Consider the following 14,814-nt stretch of genomic DNA (forward strand, 5'->3'; position numbering starts at 1 on the left):
ACGCCTCCCGAGAGACTGATCTCTGCTTAAGTGGGGAAACCCAGTTGAGTAAGTCAACTCATAGAAAGAGGAAACCCAAACAGTGATGTTTGGAATCTCCGTCGTTTACGGCGGAGAGGATGTCAAACAATACTTAGAATTTAGCTTGTCGGAATTTTAGATAGGTGCTAACGTGAAGTCGTGGGGTTCTATGTACTGTCAAGTCACTGACTTTAAGCCCAAGGCAGAATGACTAATTTTCGTGATTCTGTCCGTTTGATTCACAAGTTCAACTCTTGAACGGGAGATTATTGCTGAACAACGGGTAAATTCCAGATCAGTTCTCCCATCAGGTCGAGAGCCATCAATGGGGCTATCAAAGTGAGGCAGGTTGCCACACGTGTAATTTCAAGGAAAAAATCATGCTCAAATCCCTTCTGTTGAGAAGCCTAGCTGGATCTTTTGTTCTCTTTAGTATTAGTAGTTTTCCTGCTCATAGTCAAACTTTGACTTCTGTTCCGCAGTCTGTTTTAGCACAAGCCGCCTCTCCAACGCAAGTAACTCCGGACGAATTACAAAAATTTGCGGAAGCCTTTAAGAAGCTACGAGCAATTGAAGTTGAAGCTGAACAGAGAATGGCTCAAGCGGTTCAAGAAGAGGGTTTAACCCCCCAAAGATTTGTTGAGATTGGACAAAGCCAGCAAAGTCAGGAATCTGCCTCTAGTGGGGTTTCGGCTGAAGAACAGCAGAAATTTGACAAAGCATTGGTGAAAGTTAGAGAGATTCTGGAAAATACAGAAACGCAGAAGTATGAAGCGGTACAAAGTCAAGGATTAGAAGTCGAAAGATTTCAAGAAATTATCGTCGCCATTCAAGCCAATCCCGCACTCAAACAACAAGTTGAACAAATGCTTCAAAATTAATTGAGGTTAGATTAACCTATGGAGTGGTTTATAGATTACCGTCGTAATAATTTAACTTTTTTCTACTCCATCAATCAATATCAATTTTTCAAGATTATAGTAGAGAGTGATTGAGCTTTCTACTTTTTTTATGCTTAGATCAGCACTGTTAAAGCCCAATCCAATATTAACTAAACCCTATCATTTTTAAGATAAAGGAATTTTTGTTGTTTGTCAAAGTTTTTTAAAAATTATAAGTTTAACCTAAAAATAACTTCATCATAAACTCTATTTAATCCAGTTGAAATACAGTATCTAGGTGGAAACTTTTCTAGAGATTCTAATTCCATTCATCTGGGTGCAACGGTAAGTTGTAGCAATCAGTTCGTTTTCTCAATTGAGCTTTGAAGTCTGAACAAAGTCACTTCAAACTCAAGTCAGTTTTTGCATTCAAAAAATAGTCCGCATCTACCCTAATAAGCGATCAAAATGTCTAATAGCGTTATCTTCATTCATCCTGATGGTACCAGTCCATCTCACTTTGCTGCGGGTCGTTTTGTGCAAGAAGGGCCAGATGGTCGCCTCAACTGGGACAACATGACCAACGCCGGGGTTTATCTCGGACACATGAAAGATCAACTCGTGGGAACCTCCAACGGCGGGGCGGTGGTTCACTCGATGGGCGTTAAACCCTTTGCCGGATCTTACGGTTTAGATGAAAATGGCGATCCGATTGTTTCCCTGTCTGGCCTCAGTCCTGAACTTGGTGGCCCCGACCTGGGCGTTGACCCCGGACAGACGATCATGGAAGAAGCGATCGCGGCGGGGAAAGCCACTGCTATTATTAACTCGGGGATTATCGCCGAACCGGGAACAGGCGTATTTTTGGCTGACGTGGAAAATCGTAGCGCCACCGAAGAAATCACCGCAGAAATCGTCGAATCGGGTGCTAATGTTATTTTAGGGGGAGGCGAAACCGACTATCTCCCCGTTGGAACCGTTGGTTTCTTTGGCTCTGAAGGCACCCGCGAAGATGGTCGCAACTTAGTTGAAGAAGCCGAAGACCTCGGTTATACCATTGTTTACACCCTGGAACAACTGCAAAATTTACCCGCAGACACTCAAAAAGTTCTGGGAATTTTTGCAGCAACAGACACCTACAACGACACTGCCGAAGAAGTAAACTTTGAAGCGGGTTTAGAAAATTACGGTCAACCCGGAAACGAAAATCCGCCGACTGTCGCCCAAATGTTAGAAGTGACATTAGGCTTGGATCTGTTCTCCCCAGAAAACGAGAACGGCTTTATGGTTGTCTTGGAAGAAGAAGGCACCGACAACTTCCCCAACAATAATAACGCACGGGGTACCATCGAAGCCGTGTTACGCGCTGATGATGCCATTGGTGTCGCTCAAGACTACATCGAAAACGTTAAACCCAATACCCTGTTAATTACAGCAGCAGACAGTGATGGGAGTGGTTTAGAAGTTGCAGACCGTCGAGGAGAAACCGTTGGCAGCGTTAGCGTTAACCCCACTTTACCCGATCGCTCTGATGCTGTTCAAGTTCCCTATGATGGCGCAAGTGGACGCGATACTGAACCGTTTATTTCTGCACCCGATGCCAATGGCAATGAATATCCCTTTGGTGTGGGTTTTGTGGGAACACCGGACTTTGCGGGTAGTATTGTTGCTAAAACCTTTGGGTTAAATGCGGAGTTGTTACCCAGCACTTTGGATAACACCGACATTTACCGCATCATGTACCAAACGCTATTTGATGTGGAATTGCCTTCTCCTGTTCCGGCTGAACCGCCTCAAAGCGCCCCTGAAGCCACTCAAGACACCGGAAACGTCATCTTTATTCACCCAGACGGTACCAGCCCCTCTCATTATGCGGCAGCCCGTTTTGTCGAAGTTGGGCCGGATGGTCGCTTAAATTGGGATATGATGTCCAACGCCGGGGTTTATCTCGGACACATGGAAGACCAACTGGTGGGAACCTCCAACTCTGGGGCGGTAACACACGCGACGGGAACCAAAGCGCCTGCGCCTTCTTTTGGCTTCGATGAAAATGGTGTTCCCGTCATTTCTCGTTCCGGGATGCGGGGCATGACCATTATGGAAGAAGCGATCGAAGCCGGAAAAGCAACTGCTATTATTAACTCTGGTATTATCGCTGAACCAGGAACCGGGGCGTTTTTAGCTGATGTTGAAAATCGCAGTGCAACCGAAGAAATTACCGCAGAAATTGTTGAATCTGGGGTTAATATTATTTTCGGAGGCGGTGAAATTGATTATCTGCCCGTCGGAGAAGTGGGTTTCTTTGGCGAAGTTGGTACCCGCGAAGATGGTCGCAACTTAATTGAAGAAGCCGAAGATCTCGGTTACACTATCGTTTATACTCGCGAACAACTGCAAAGTTTACCGGAAGACACTCAAAAAGTTCTGGGGATTTTTGCGGCGACAGACACCTACAACGACACTACCGAAGAAGCAAACGTTGAAGCTGGGTTAGAAAATTACGGTCAGCCCGGAAATGAAAATCCGCCCACCATTGCCGAGATGTTAGAAGCGGCTTTACCGATATTATCCAAAGATCCCGATGGTTTCTTTGTGGTGATGGAAGAAGAAGGCACCGATAATTTCCCCAACAATAATAACGCTCGTGGTTTTGTAGAAGCAATGCAACGGGCTGATGATGCCATTGGGGTAGCGATGGACTTTGTTGACAACCAAGACCCCAACACCTTAATTATCACGGCGGCTGATAGCGATGCAGGCGGTCTAGAAATTGCGGATCGTCGGGGTGAGACTGTTGGTACTGTGAGTGTAAACCCGACTCTAGCAGATCGTTCCGATGCGATTCAAGTTCCCTATGATGGGGCGAGTGGTCGAGATACTGAACCGTTTATTTCTGCACCCGACGCCAATGGTGGTGAATATCCCTTTGGCATTGGTTATGTGGGAACACCGGACTTTGCGGGTAGTATTGTTTCCAAAACCTACGGTTTGAATGCGGATTTATTGCCGAGTACCGTTGATAATACGGGAATTTACGAGATCATGTACCGGACGCTGTTTGGTGATGTTCTCCCCAATTTAATTGATGGTACACCGGAAAATGAAACGTTAGTGGGTGGTGAAGCCAATGACCTGATCCGGGCGGATATTGGTGATGATCTGGCAGCAGGCGGTTTAGGCGATGATATCATCTACGGTGAAGAAGGGGATGATACTCTGCGAGGTGACGAAAATAGCCGTTCTCCGGGTGGTACGGTTGGCGGTAACGATATCATTTACGGCGGTTTGGGTGATGACCAAATTGGCGGTAAAACGGGTAATGACCAACTGTTTGGTGATGAAGGTAACGATCGCATCTGGGGCGATGATGGCGATGACTTGATCGATGGCGGTTTAGGAAATGATACCTTAACTGGGGATGATTTCTCTGGCGGCCAGGGTTCTGATACCTTTGTTTTGGCTGTAGGTGAAGGAACTGATACGATTGTTGATTTTGAAGTCGGAATTGATTTGTTAGCGTTAAAAGGCGATCTCAGTGCCGATGAACTCTCGATTTCTCAAGTCGGAAGTGATACCGAAGTTAGCTTTGGTAGCGAGATTTTAGCGATCTTAACAGGTGTGGATGCGGCGAGTTTAATAGCTGCTGATCCTTTCTAGTTTAAAAACCCGGTTTCTCAAAGAAACCGGGTTTTTTGGTAAGAAACTGGGGTTTTCTGCTACTCACTAACAAGAGGAGTTGCTAAGTATTCACAGCCTATATTCTGCCAAACTGTTGGAGGAACTGAAGGGAAAATGCAGTTTCTTCCTTGATTTTTTGCTCGATACAAAGCAGCATCGGCTACCGCAATCAAGTCGGCGGGTGACTGTTTTGTTGTGGGAATAAAACTCGCAATTCCTAAACTTAAAGTAATATATTGACTCACTTCTGATTTGGCATGGGGAATAGAAAGTTGATGAATTTGTTGTTGAATTTCTTGAGCCACATTAATGGCTCCGGCTAAGTTAGTATTGGGTAAAATAATCACAAATTCTTCTCCTCCATAACGGGCGAGTAAATCGGCTGGACGTTTAAGGGAAACTTGGATCGCTTGAGTGACTTGAATTAAACAATCATCTCCGGCGGGATGTCCGTAATGATCGTTATACAGTTTAAAATAATCGACATCACACAAAATTAATCCTAGAGGTTGTTGTTCGCGGCTGAGTCGTTTCCATTCTTGGTTTAAGTATTGTTCAAAAAAACGACGGTTTGCGACTTGAGTCAGACTATCTAAGGTAGCTAAACGTTCTAATTCGAGATTGGCTTCTCGCAGGGCTTCTTCCATTTGTTTGCGTTCGGTAATATCTCGCCCTTCAGGAATTAATAATATAATTTCGCCTTGATGATTGCGAATTGGACGAATTGAAAAATCAATTGTTGCTATTCTATCTTTTCCGAGTACATCGACTTCATAGCGAACAAATTCTCCTTGTGCAGCTTGAGAAATAGCTTCTTTTAACTGCTGTTTAGTTTGGGGTGAAATCGTCCACCAATGACATTCCCAAAAGGGTTTGTTCATAATATCCTCAAGTTTTATACCCGCAAAATCAAGGGCTGTTTGATTCGCTTCAATCACAGTTCCATCGGGTTTGATTAACCCAATAAATTGAAACACTTGATTGAAAATTGCCCGGAATTTTTCTTCACTTTTACACAGGGCTTCTGTCCGTTCAGCGACTTGGGTTTCTAAAGTTTGATTATAATTTGCTAAAATTTGTTCAGCTTGCTGACGTTCGGTAATATCAAATGACACACCAATCATCCCTAAACAATTACCTTGCTCATCATAAAACGCATTTCCTAATGCTTCAAAAAATCGACCCTTGACTTCAATTTTAACATGATAATAAGTACCCGTTGTTAAGGTTTGATTTATCCCAGTAACTATCTCTGAGAAGTTCGCATAAATTTCATAGGCTGATTTTCCGACAACTTCCCCTGGTTCTAATCCTAATCCTTCTAAACCTTTGCCTTCTGATAAGGTAAAAATACCATTGTTATCTGTCGCCCACAAAATTACGGGAACATTATTCACGACCATTCGTAAATAGGCTTCTCGTTCTTTTAAGGAGTCTTCGGCTTGTTTACGAGCGCTAATATCAATCATAAATCCATCCCAAATCACATCGCCATTTGCTTGTTTTTCTGGCACAGAAAAAGCTTCCATCCATCGGATTTCACCCGCCTGGGGTTTAGTGATGCGATATTGTTCTGACCAAGCTTGCAACGTTTGACAAGAAATTAACGTGGAAAATCGTATTTTTTCTGCATCTTCTGGCCAGATAGTATCCCATATAATCGCCGAATTTTCTAACACCGCATCCGCCTTAAAGCCATAAAATTCTTCAACCCGAGGACTAATATAAGTAAATTCATCTCGACCATCTGGATGCAAGAGATAACGATATATTACACCGGGAACATTTTCGGCTAACCTGCGATATTTGGCTTCACTTTGCTGTAAAGCGAGTTCAGTTTGTTTCTTCGCCGTAATGTCTGTTATGGTTCCCACATAACCAATTATATTGCCATTAATATCAGTTTCGGCGACGGCTTGCCCGTATACCCAAATAATACGACCATCAGGATGCAAAAAACGATATTCACAGTTAAAAGGAACTCCATTTAATGCAAAATTATACCAATTTTCTGTGACCTGTTCTATATCATCGGGATGTAAGGTTTTTGTCCATCCTTCTCCCATTGACTCTTCTTGAGATAGACCAATCAGCTCAAAACTGATATGATTACCGTATAAACATTTACCTTGGGTATCTGTACAAAAAATTCCCACTGGCGCGGCTTTTGCTAAGGTTGCAAAGCGATGTTGACTCTCCCAAAGGGCGTTTTCGGCTTTCAAACGTTCCGCTTCTATGCGTTTATGTTCGCTAATATCTTCAAAGGTAGCAACTGCACAAATCACTTGTCCTTGTTCGTCTAAAATAGGAGTTGCTTCTACTTCTAAACAAATAACTTTTGTTTGAGTCCGAATTTCTAAATCTTCTGCTTTGGCGGTTTTACCCTTTAATGCTTGTACAATGGGTAATTCTTGATAAGGATAACGTTTTTCTGTTCCTGAGCGATAAATGGGGTAGGTTTTGAACAGTTCCTCAACAGACAAGTTATTGCTCGTCTCTTGTTCAAGCAATGCTCTTCCCTTTCGGTTAAGATAGGTGTAGCCAGTTTCTTGATAAATTACCCCTACCCCAATGGGTAATATCTCGATAATTTGACTCAGTTGTTCTTTCCCAAGAACAATAGCAGGATTTAAATTTTTCATATTTTCTACACTAGAACAGATGTTTTAACATCGGCTAATACCAGGGTTTTTATTTTATATTTTAAACTCAAAAGTTGTAACTGTTCGCCAAACAACATTTTTTTGACTAAACCTGAACTTTTCAATCTATTTATAGCTTTTTTTATACTTTTCAAGAGCTAGCTAGGAGGGATTCATAGAGAATTGTTCTCGATAGAAGTTTTCTAAAGCTTGAATACAGTTAACATTTTCATAAATGATAGACTGTTTTTTCTGAATTTTGTTAACGATTTGTTGTCTCCAATCTAAATTTAATCCTAATTGAACTGCTATATTTATATATTCTCTTTGATTATCCGCAATTGTTTCTGTGACTCCAATTCGTTTAAAAATTCCCGCAGTTTGACGACTCCGCATGAACTCTCTTTCACAGGTGACAATGGGTAAATTACAAGCAATGCTATCTAACGATGTTAAAAATCCTGTAAATTGAACAGTATCTAAGCCGATATCAGCGATTAAGTTTAACTGTAAGTAATCTGACTTCTCCAGTCTGGGTAAAATGATACAATAGTCTTCACTCTTCAAACCAAATTGAGAAAATACACGTTTTAATCGTTGTCTGAACTTTTCAGTAATTGCACAGTTCCAATGAGAAATAAACACAAATTGAGCGAGAGGAACTTGTTGAGCAATTTCTACAAAAATCCTATCATATTGAGGTAAATATTTAAACAAAGACTGACAAGAAAGATAAATCACTGCATTCTCTTTGAGTCCAAAGTCAGAACGAGTTTTCTGTATGTCTGGAATCTCGGGTTTTTCATAATAAATTCCTAAATGGGGTAAACGAATTAATTTTTCAGAATAATGTTCTTGGGCGTTTTTCGGTTCAAGTAAATCTGCGGAAATAAAGTAATCAACTGTGGGTAAACCTGTTGTTACGGGGTGTCCCCAAGCTGCACATTGAATAGTAGCCAGACGCAAACTTGCAATTTGTGTTGTTAGGGGACACATTCCCAAATCTAGAAAGACTAAAATATCGAGTTTATCTGCATATATTTTCTGAATAATCTCAACAAATTCACCATTAAGTCGATCAAAATTATCACTATAAAAGCGATATAAATTTGTCAGTTCGTCTTCTTCCTTTCCGGTATAATAACAAAAGATTTCAAAGTCTTGATGATTGTGTTGTTTTAACCATCCTAAAAAGACAATCCCAACCGTATGCCATTGAAAAAATGAGGATATATAGCCAATTCTAATTTTATCATTCGGCTTAAAATCTCGGCGAGGTATGGGTTCAACCCATTGCGGAAAGTTAGCCGCCATAATTTGATGAACAAGCTTTCCATATTGTTTTTGCAGTTCTAAATCATTGTATCCTTGATATTGTAAGTAAAAGTTAGTGTGATTGGAAATAGCTTGAAATAAATGGGCTGAGTTGTCAGGTGAAGTTAAATCTGTTTGTTGAATAAATTGTGTTAAAAGACGAGAAAACCTCTGGCGATATTGTTCAATTTCTAAAGAGGTTTCATAAACAATGGGTAATAATCGTTGATGCGTGAGTTTTAACGAAATATTGTCAGGAAATTTTTCTAAAGCCGTTTCAGCTAAATTAATTGCGGCTTCCGTTTCTCCCATTTCTTGTAAAGTGTTTATCCAAGCCAGATAAATCTCTGTTGAGTCGGAAATCTGTTCAACGGCTTGCTGATAAGTTTGAATAGCTTGCAGGTATTGTTCGATTTTTTGATAACAATCGGCTAATTTTAAATAAACTTCTATCTCTTGAGTTTGAATTTGGAGATAATCTTGATAATATTGAATTGCGTCTGTATATTCACCACGATAATAAGCAGCACATCCCAAATAAAAGGCAGCGTTAACAGGATGTTGAACGGTACTAAAAGCGATACCGAGTTGATAGAGAAGCTGAGGATTTTCAGGCTCAAACTCAAGCGCATTTTCATAAATCTTGATGGCGTCTTCTATTTGTTGTTTAGCAATTAAAAGATTCCCTAAATTCAAATAGCTCTCTGATGAATAAGGATTGAGAGAAATTGCCTTTTTATAGTTGACTTCCGCCTGTTCTAACTGTCCCAGTTCTAGCCAAACTTGGCCTAACTGATGATAAGCATCACTCCAGTTTTCATCTATATAAATCGCTTGTTCATAGGCTGAAATGGCGGCGGTAAAATCTTCTGTCGCGGCTAATCCTAAACCCAAACAATAATATTGAAGGGCTTTTGATGAATCTAATTCTAAGGCGTATTGAAAGGCATCGAGGGCTTCTAAATAACGTTCTTGAGATAAATAAATCATCCCTAACTCTCGCCAAGCGTCAGGATGATTATTTTCTGAGGCTAAAATTTGCTGATATTTTTCCTCAGCCTCAGACAAATATCCAGTATCATAGAGGGCGATAGCCTCGTGATAGAGACGATCTAACATTTAGTTTTGAACAATTAATCACAGAGAAAAAAGGTTATTTATCCACGATAACCATTGGGGCTAGGACTGGGGCGAGTTGTTGGACGAGGAGTTGGACGAGTTGTTGGACGAGGGGTTGGACGATTTCCACCGGGAGTAGGGCGAGTTGTTGGACGATTTCCACCGGGAGTAGGACGAGTTGTTGGACGAGGGTTGGGGCGATTAGCTTGAGCCTGGAGGGAGCCAGAAACGGGGTTTTTGAGGGTTTCAGGCGGATTTGGACGAATCTGGCGATCGCTATTTTGCAAAGCCTCTGTGACGCTAGAAACCGCCTCTGCGTTGATTTTTCCCAAAGCAAAAGCAGCTTTAGCTCGAACTTGCATCTGTTCGTCATTCAAGGCTTCTGTTAAAGCCGGAACTGCCCCCTGTCCCATGCGTTTCAGTGCGATCGCGGCTGAAATTTGCACCTCTTCATCGCTATCTTTGAGCGTCGCAATTAAATCAGGAACCGCAGAAACGGCTTCGGGGCCGAGTATTCCCAAGCCAAAGGCAGCACCCTGACGAACTTGAGGATTTTCATCTTTCAAGCCTTGGGTTAAGTCGGCGATCGCGAATTGGAGAACCTCGCTCGAAGTTGGCCCGATATGCCGCAGAGCGACGGCAACATCCATACGAACACTTTGATCCGCATCTTTCAACGCCGACAGTAAACCAGGAACGGCTTCTGTTGCGTCTGCACCCATCGAACCCAAGGCGAAAGCTGCATTTTTGCGAATGTTCACATCGGGGTCATTCAAGGCTTCTACTAATACTGGAATAGCAGGAGAGCCTATTTTTTTGAGGGTTTTGACGGCGGAAAGTCGGTCTTGTCGATTTGTATTCCCTAACTGCTCAATTTGAGCAATGACTTCTGCGGTTGTCGTCGCTTGAGTTGCGACTTTTCCGATTAATAAGAAACCAACAGAAAGACAGAGCAGAGCTAATTTGGGCGAATTCAATGATTTATTTGGGATATTCCAATTCATACTTGATCGCCTTCTGACTGAGTAAATTCTCTGTCTTCGCTGTCAATTGTATCGAAGACCGAGAGTTGATCTTTTATTATGCAGCGTAATAGGGCAAATTGTGTGAGATTGACTGATTTGTTACGGCTTGCCTTTTTCTATCCGCTTCTCAGGCTGTAGCTTAAAAAAAGCTATCACTGAAGACAAAATCAATGTTTAGATCTAGGCGATTTGGTAGGGTGCCATCATCAATTATTATCCCCAGATAACGACCATCAAAGAGTTGAATCGCAATATCATTAAAATTACCATCTCCATTGGCATCAAAATCTCGTTCTAATGTTAACGGATCAATTTGGTTTCGCAGTCGGCTCGGAACTGCTATTTTATCTCCCACTAGGCTGCTGTTTCCTACTACAAACCCTCCGAAAATGGCATCAACTTGCCTAAAATCCGAACTCGCTTCATTTGGATTAAAAACAAAAGTATCATCCCCTTCACCCCCAATTAAATCATCAACTCCTGTATTTCCATCGAGGATATCGTTACCGCGATCGCCAAATAAAGTATCATCTCCCTCATCGCCAAAGAGATTATCCTCGCCTTGACCTCCATAGATCAGATCGTTACTCAAGGCGCCTTCTAATATATCATTTCCTACATTTCCAAAAATTTGATCTTGTCCCGAACCTCCAAAGATTCTATCTCCATCAGTTCCCCCAAATAGAGTATCATCACTATTTCCCCCTGTAATTGTATCATCGCCTTGATTCCCATTAACAACCAACCGCTCATTGGTGTTAGGTGCTTGTAAACTATCGTTTCCTCGCAGTAACAAAATTTCTGTATTTAAGCCTTGACCCGGAGACAGAAAAATTGTATCTGGGTCATCGGTTCCTCCTAAAACTGGAAAGCCAAAAAAACCAACAAAACCGAGTGGGACTAATGTAAAAGCCATTGTTGATAATTCTCCAAATTGTGTTTACTGGTTTCAGTTAAATCACAAGAATTGAGTTTAACACATCCTGCTTTAGTTTAATATAACTTAATCTTAATTTTTTGGATTTGAGTGAGTTCTTCTTGAACTTAACGGACTTAGATCCAGATTGAAAACCCCTGTTTTTAGCCAATTCAGCACCTCTTTGTATAGTCCATAGGGTAGAGGGATTAGATCAGACGTGAACGAATGTTGAGTAGGATTTTGATACAGCATTAAGGCTAAAATTTCTCCCACTTCTTGAAAATTACCGGATGAACTTGAGATTGTATTAACGATATCTTTAACAAACCTTTGTTCAGATTCCGTTAGCGGTTCCTGTCTGAATCTTTGATTTCTCAGTAAGATATTATAGACTGTTCTTAAAGAACTTGAGGGTGTTTTATTGAATTTTTCGGCGGTCAGTTGCAGCCAATATTCAGCGACTTCTTGCCTTAGTTGACGTAAATCTTCGAGAAAGGTTCCCGAATTGTTATCGGAAAAATAAAGATAAAAATGATTTAAGTTAATGGTATAAATACACAAAGCTCGATGACGAAGGAATTCAGGCAAAAAATGATAAACTGGATGAGCATAAACTTTATAATAAAATTGGAGATCTGTTGAAACGTTTTCTGAAATATTTTGATAGGTTTTTTGTTGGGTATGAAGTCGGAAATAGGAGAGAACTTGATTGACAAATCCAACTTTATAGGTTCCCATAATTCTCAGCCACAGATCGAGATCCACTAACTGGTTAAGTGAGGGATCAAATCCTCCAACTTGTTCTAAAACTTCTCGACGAATTAAAACGGTACTCGGTTCCCCAATTTTGTTAATAGGATGCTTAAAAAGATGCGAATCATTGAGTAATTCTTGACCCCATTGAATCGATTTTAAACTTAACCAAGCTTGATGAATATTTTTAAAATCGTGATAAATTGAGATCAGATCCGGATCTGTTTCAGCAATTTGATCAACAAAACAGATCTGACGCGGCGAAAAAACGAATCCAATGTCTTTATCTTGTTCAGCAAGTTGTACCATTTCTGCGATACAATTTGGAGACAGAAGATCATCTTGAAATAAAAATTTCACATATTTTCCTCTCGCTTGAGAAATCGCAAAATTACAATTTTCAGCCAGTCCTAAAGGTTCGTGAGAAAAGAGCGAAATTGGTATTGAAGTGATCTCTTGATATTTTTGAGCAATTTCAACCGTTTTATCGAGAGAAGCATCATCGGAAATAATCAGTTCAAGCGGGGAATAGGTTTGAGATAAAATACTCGAAATCGCTTCAGCAATAAAGCGCTCACCATTATAAGTTGGAATACAAACACTAACTAAAGGATGTTCTTGATTCAGCTTTTCGTTGCATTCTAGATTCTGTTGTTGTGAAGTCGTTCTTTTTTCTAATAAAACTTGGGTCAGATGAAAAAATCTCCAGTTTTTAGTCGTTGCTTTTAACCAAAACTCCCATTCACATCGGATTGGATTAGAAATATTTTCATCAAATCCTCCGCAATCTTCCCAAACTTTTTTTCTAAAAATAGAGCTAAGATTAATAAAGTTTTGACGAACAAGTTCAATCAAGCTAAAATCAGGTAACGGTTGAATCTTGCTTTCTTGTCCAAAGAATTTTAGATCTCCATAAATCACACCGACTTCAGATTGATCATCCAGAATTTCTAAAGCGGTGAGTATTGTATCCGAGCAAATTTTATTTTCAGCCCGTAAAGGGAGAATATACTTTCCGCTCGCTTTTTGAATACAAAAATTGAGAACTTCGGCTTGATTAAAATCATCAGGAACTTGACAAATGATATAACCTTGACTACTTAAATAATTTAAAATTTCCTGTTCTTCAGAGTCAAGGAAATGAGAAGTGGCAATTAGGATTTCATCGACAGTTTCGAGATCAACTTCTACGGAGGCGATCGCATCAAGAATAAACTCCCATTGATCATCGCAGAGAATAATCACAGATAGGCTAATATCAGTTCCGTCTAAATCCATCTTGACTTCTCAACCTTTTATTCAAATTTTACCAGCGAGGGGCGGGAGTTCTATAAGGCCCTTTACGCAAAGCATTTCCCAAAGCATTGTTATTTTCTCGTAACCCTTCATAAAAGAAAAACACTTCTCCTTTTATCCCTCGAAAGCGATTATACTCAATCGCTTTTAAAAGCTCATCTTCAGTAATTCGGTAGGAACCAATCTTCAGTAAAATACCCGGAGATAACTTGAGAATTTGCCCATTTCTAAACTGAGTATCAACCAGTTGATCAACCAAACCTTTATAACTCCAAAAATTCCGACGATAGAGTTGAGGATGAATCAGATCCAGCAAATTTTGGTCAATCCAGGCGATATAATCTTGCAAGTATTCATTTAATCCCCAACGATAAGGACTCGGTGCCATTGACACCAAAACATTAGGCTTAACCGCTTTCACTTCTCGATAGAGACGAGCCAAAAACCCCGTTAAAATATCAGCTCGCCATTGCAACCATTGCTCATCTTTATGATAGAGGGGAGGTTGACGACCATATTGTTGAATATAGCGTTCAACCGTTTTAGTATCATATCCTCCTTCTGAGGGCATTGCTGGCATTCTATCATCACCCTGAATTCCATCAACGTCATAATTTTTGACCACTTCTAGAATTAAATCAATGATAAAATTCTGAACTTCAGTATCAAAGCCATTCATCCACTCAAAACCATTTTTAACCAAGAGATTTCCTTGAGCATTTAAAGCCGCCCAGTGAGGTTTTTTGCTGAGAATACGACCGCCATTTTGTTGATAAGAACAGGCAAAACCATATTCAAACCAGGGAATCACTTTCAGTCCGACTTGATGAGCTTCTTCAATCAATTCTCGTAAGGGATCACGTCCTTGTCCGCGACTCACATAAAAATCGATTTCCACTCCAAACTGTTGGCTCATCATTTGAGAGCGGTAGAGGGTGACTCCTTTATTCCAAACGACGGGAAAGACCACGTTAAATCCGGTTTCCGCCAAAAACTGCATTGCTTCTGCGATAGTCTGCCTCGAATAGAGAACTTTACTATCGGTGCTGGTAATCCAGACCCCGCGAACTTCCATAGAACCTCCTGTGTCAACTGAACTTGTTCTGTGTCTTCTGTGGGTTATCGGGCGAGAAGCGAGGAAATCAGGATACTCATAGAATTGGTAT

General features: G+C 40.8%; 8 protein-coding genes. 2 read left to right on the forward strand and 6 right to left on the reverse strand.

Annotation, left to right across the window (positions count from 1 at the left end; all coding sequences use genetic code 11):
* The first annotated feature begins 401 nt into the window (after positions 1-401).
* Together VB836_RS23420 and VB836_RS23425 are read left to right on the forward strand one after the other, a co-directional pair.
* The gene (locus VB836_RS23420; protein WP_323223051.1) at positions 402-902 is read left to right on the forward strand and encodes a DUF4168 domain-containing protein; all 501 of its coding nucleotides are present in this window, start codon (positions 402-404) and stop codon (positions 900-902) included.
* Positions 903-1,370: 468 nt separating this feature from the next.
* Positions 1,371-4,559 carry an alkaline phosphatase gene (locus tag VB836_RS23425; RefSeq protein WP_323223053.1) on the forward strand — a complete coding sequence of 1,063 codons (3,189 nt, stop codon included), beginning with the start codon at positions 1,371-1,373 and terminating at the stop codon, positions 4,557-4,559.
* A gap of 59 nt (positions 4,560-4,618) precedes the next feature.
* Here the strand turns inward: VB836_RS23425 and VB836_RS23430 are convergent, their stop codons facing one another.
* The 6 genes from VB836_RS23430 to VB836_RS23455 form a co-directional block, all read right to left on the reverse strand.
* The gene (locus tag VB836_RS23430; RefSeq protein ID WP_323223054.1) at positions 4,619-7,222 is read right to left on the reverse strand and encodes a PAS domain S-box protein; all 2,604 of its coding nucleotides are present in this window, start codon (positions 7,220-7,222) and stop codon (positions 4,619-4,621) included.
* A gap of 162 nt (positions 7,223-7,384) precedes the next feature.
* Positions 7,385-9,655, reverse strand: coding sequence for a tetratricopeptide repeat protein (locus VB836_RS23435; RefSeq protein WP_323223056.1), 2,271 nt, complete (start codon positions 9,653-9,655; stop codon positions 7,385-7,387).
* Positions 9,656-9,693: 38 nt separating this feature from the next.
* Positions 9,694-10,632, reverse strand: a complete 939-nt coding sequence (locus tag VB836_RS23440) for a HEAT repeat domain-containing protein (RefSeq protein WP_323223058.1) — start codon at positions 10,630-10,632, stop codon at positions 9,694-9,696.
* A 187-nt stretch (positions 10,633-10,819) separates the two neighbouring features.
* On the reverse strand, positions 10,820-11,596 hold the full coding sequence (locus VB836_RS23445; protein WP_323223059.1) for a calcium-binding protein: 777 nt from the start codon (positions 11,594-11,596) through the stop codon (positions 10,820-10,822).
* Between the two features lie 93 nt (positions 11,597-11,689).
* Positions 11,690-13,630 carry a glycosyltransferase gene (locus VB836_RS23450; RefSeq protein WP_323223061.1) on the reverse strand — a complete coding sequence of 647 codons (1,941 nt, stop codon included), beginning with the start codon at positions 13,628-13,630 and terminating at the stop codon, positions 11,690-11,692.
* Between the two features lie 28 nt (positions 13,631-13,658).
* Entirely contained in the window at positions 13,659-14,723 is a 1,065-nt protein-coding gene (locus tag VB836_RS23455) for a glycoside hydrolase family 10 protein (RefSeq protein WP_323223063.1), read from the reverse strand.
* Positions 14,724-14,814: the final 91 nt, after the last annotated feature.

The organism is Limnoraphis robusta BA-68 BA1, assembly GCF_034932365.1.
GTDB classification, from domain to species: Bacteria; Cyanobacteriota; Cyanobacteriia; order Cyanobacteriales; family Microcoleaceae; genus Capilliphycus; species Capilliphycus robustus.

Bases quoted from the DNA above. Each gene is read 5' to 3' on its own strand.
- VB836_RS23430 (WP_323223054.1), bottom strand. From the start codon at position 7,222: ATGAAAAATTTAAATCCTGCTATTGTTCTTGGGAAAGAACAACTGAGT.
- VB836_RS23425 (WP_323223053.1), top strand. From the start codon at position 1,371: ATGTCTAATAGCGTTATCTTCATTCATCCTGATGGTACCAGTCCATCT.
- VB836_RS23445 (WP_323223059.1), bottom strand. From the start codon at position 11,596: ATGGCTTTTACATTAGTCCCACTCGGTTTTGTTGGTTTTTTTGGCTTT.
- VB836_RS23455 (WP_323223063.1), bottom strand. From the start codon at position 14,723: ATGGAAGTTCGCGGGGTCTGGATTACCAGCACCGATAGTAAAGTTCTC.
- VB836_RS23435 (WP_323223056.1), bottom strand. From the start codon at position 9,655: ATGTTAGATCGTCTCTATCACGAGGCTATCGCCCTCTATGATACTGGA.
- VB836_RS23450 (WP_323223061.1), bottom strand. From the start codon at position 13,630: ATGGATTTAGACGGAACTGATATTAGCCTATCTGTGATTATTCTCTGC.
- VB836_RS23420 (WP_323223051.1), top strand. From the start codon at position 402: ATGCTCAAATCCCTTCTGTTGAGAAGCCTAGCTGGATCTTTTGTTCTC.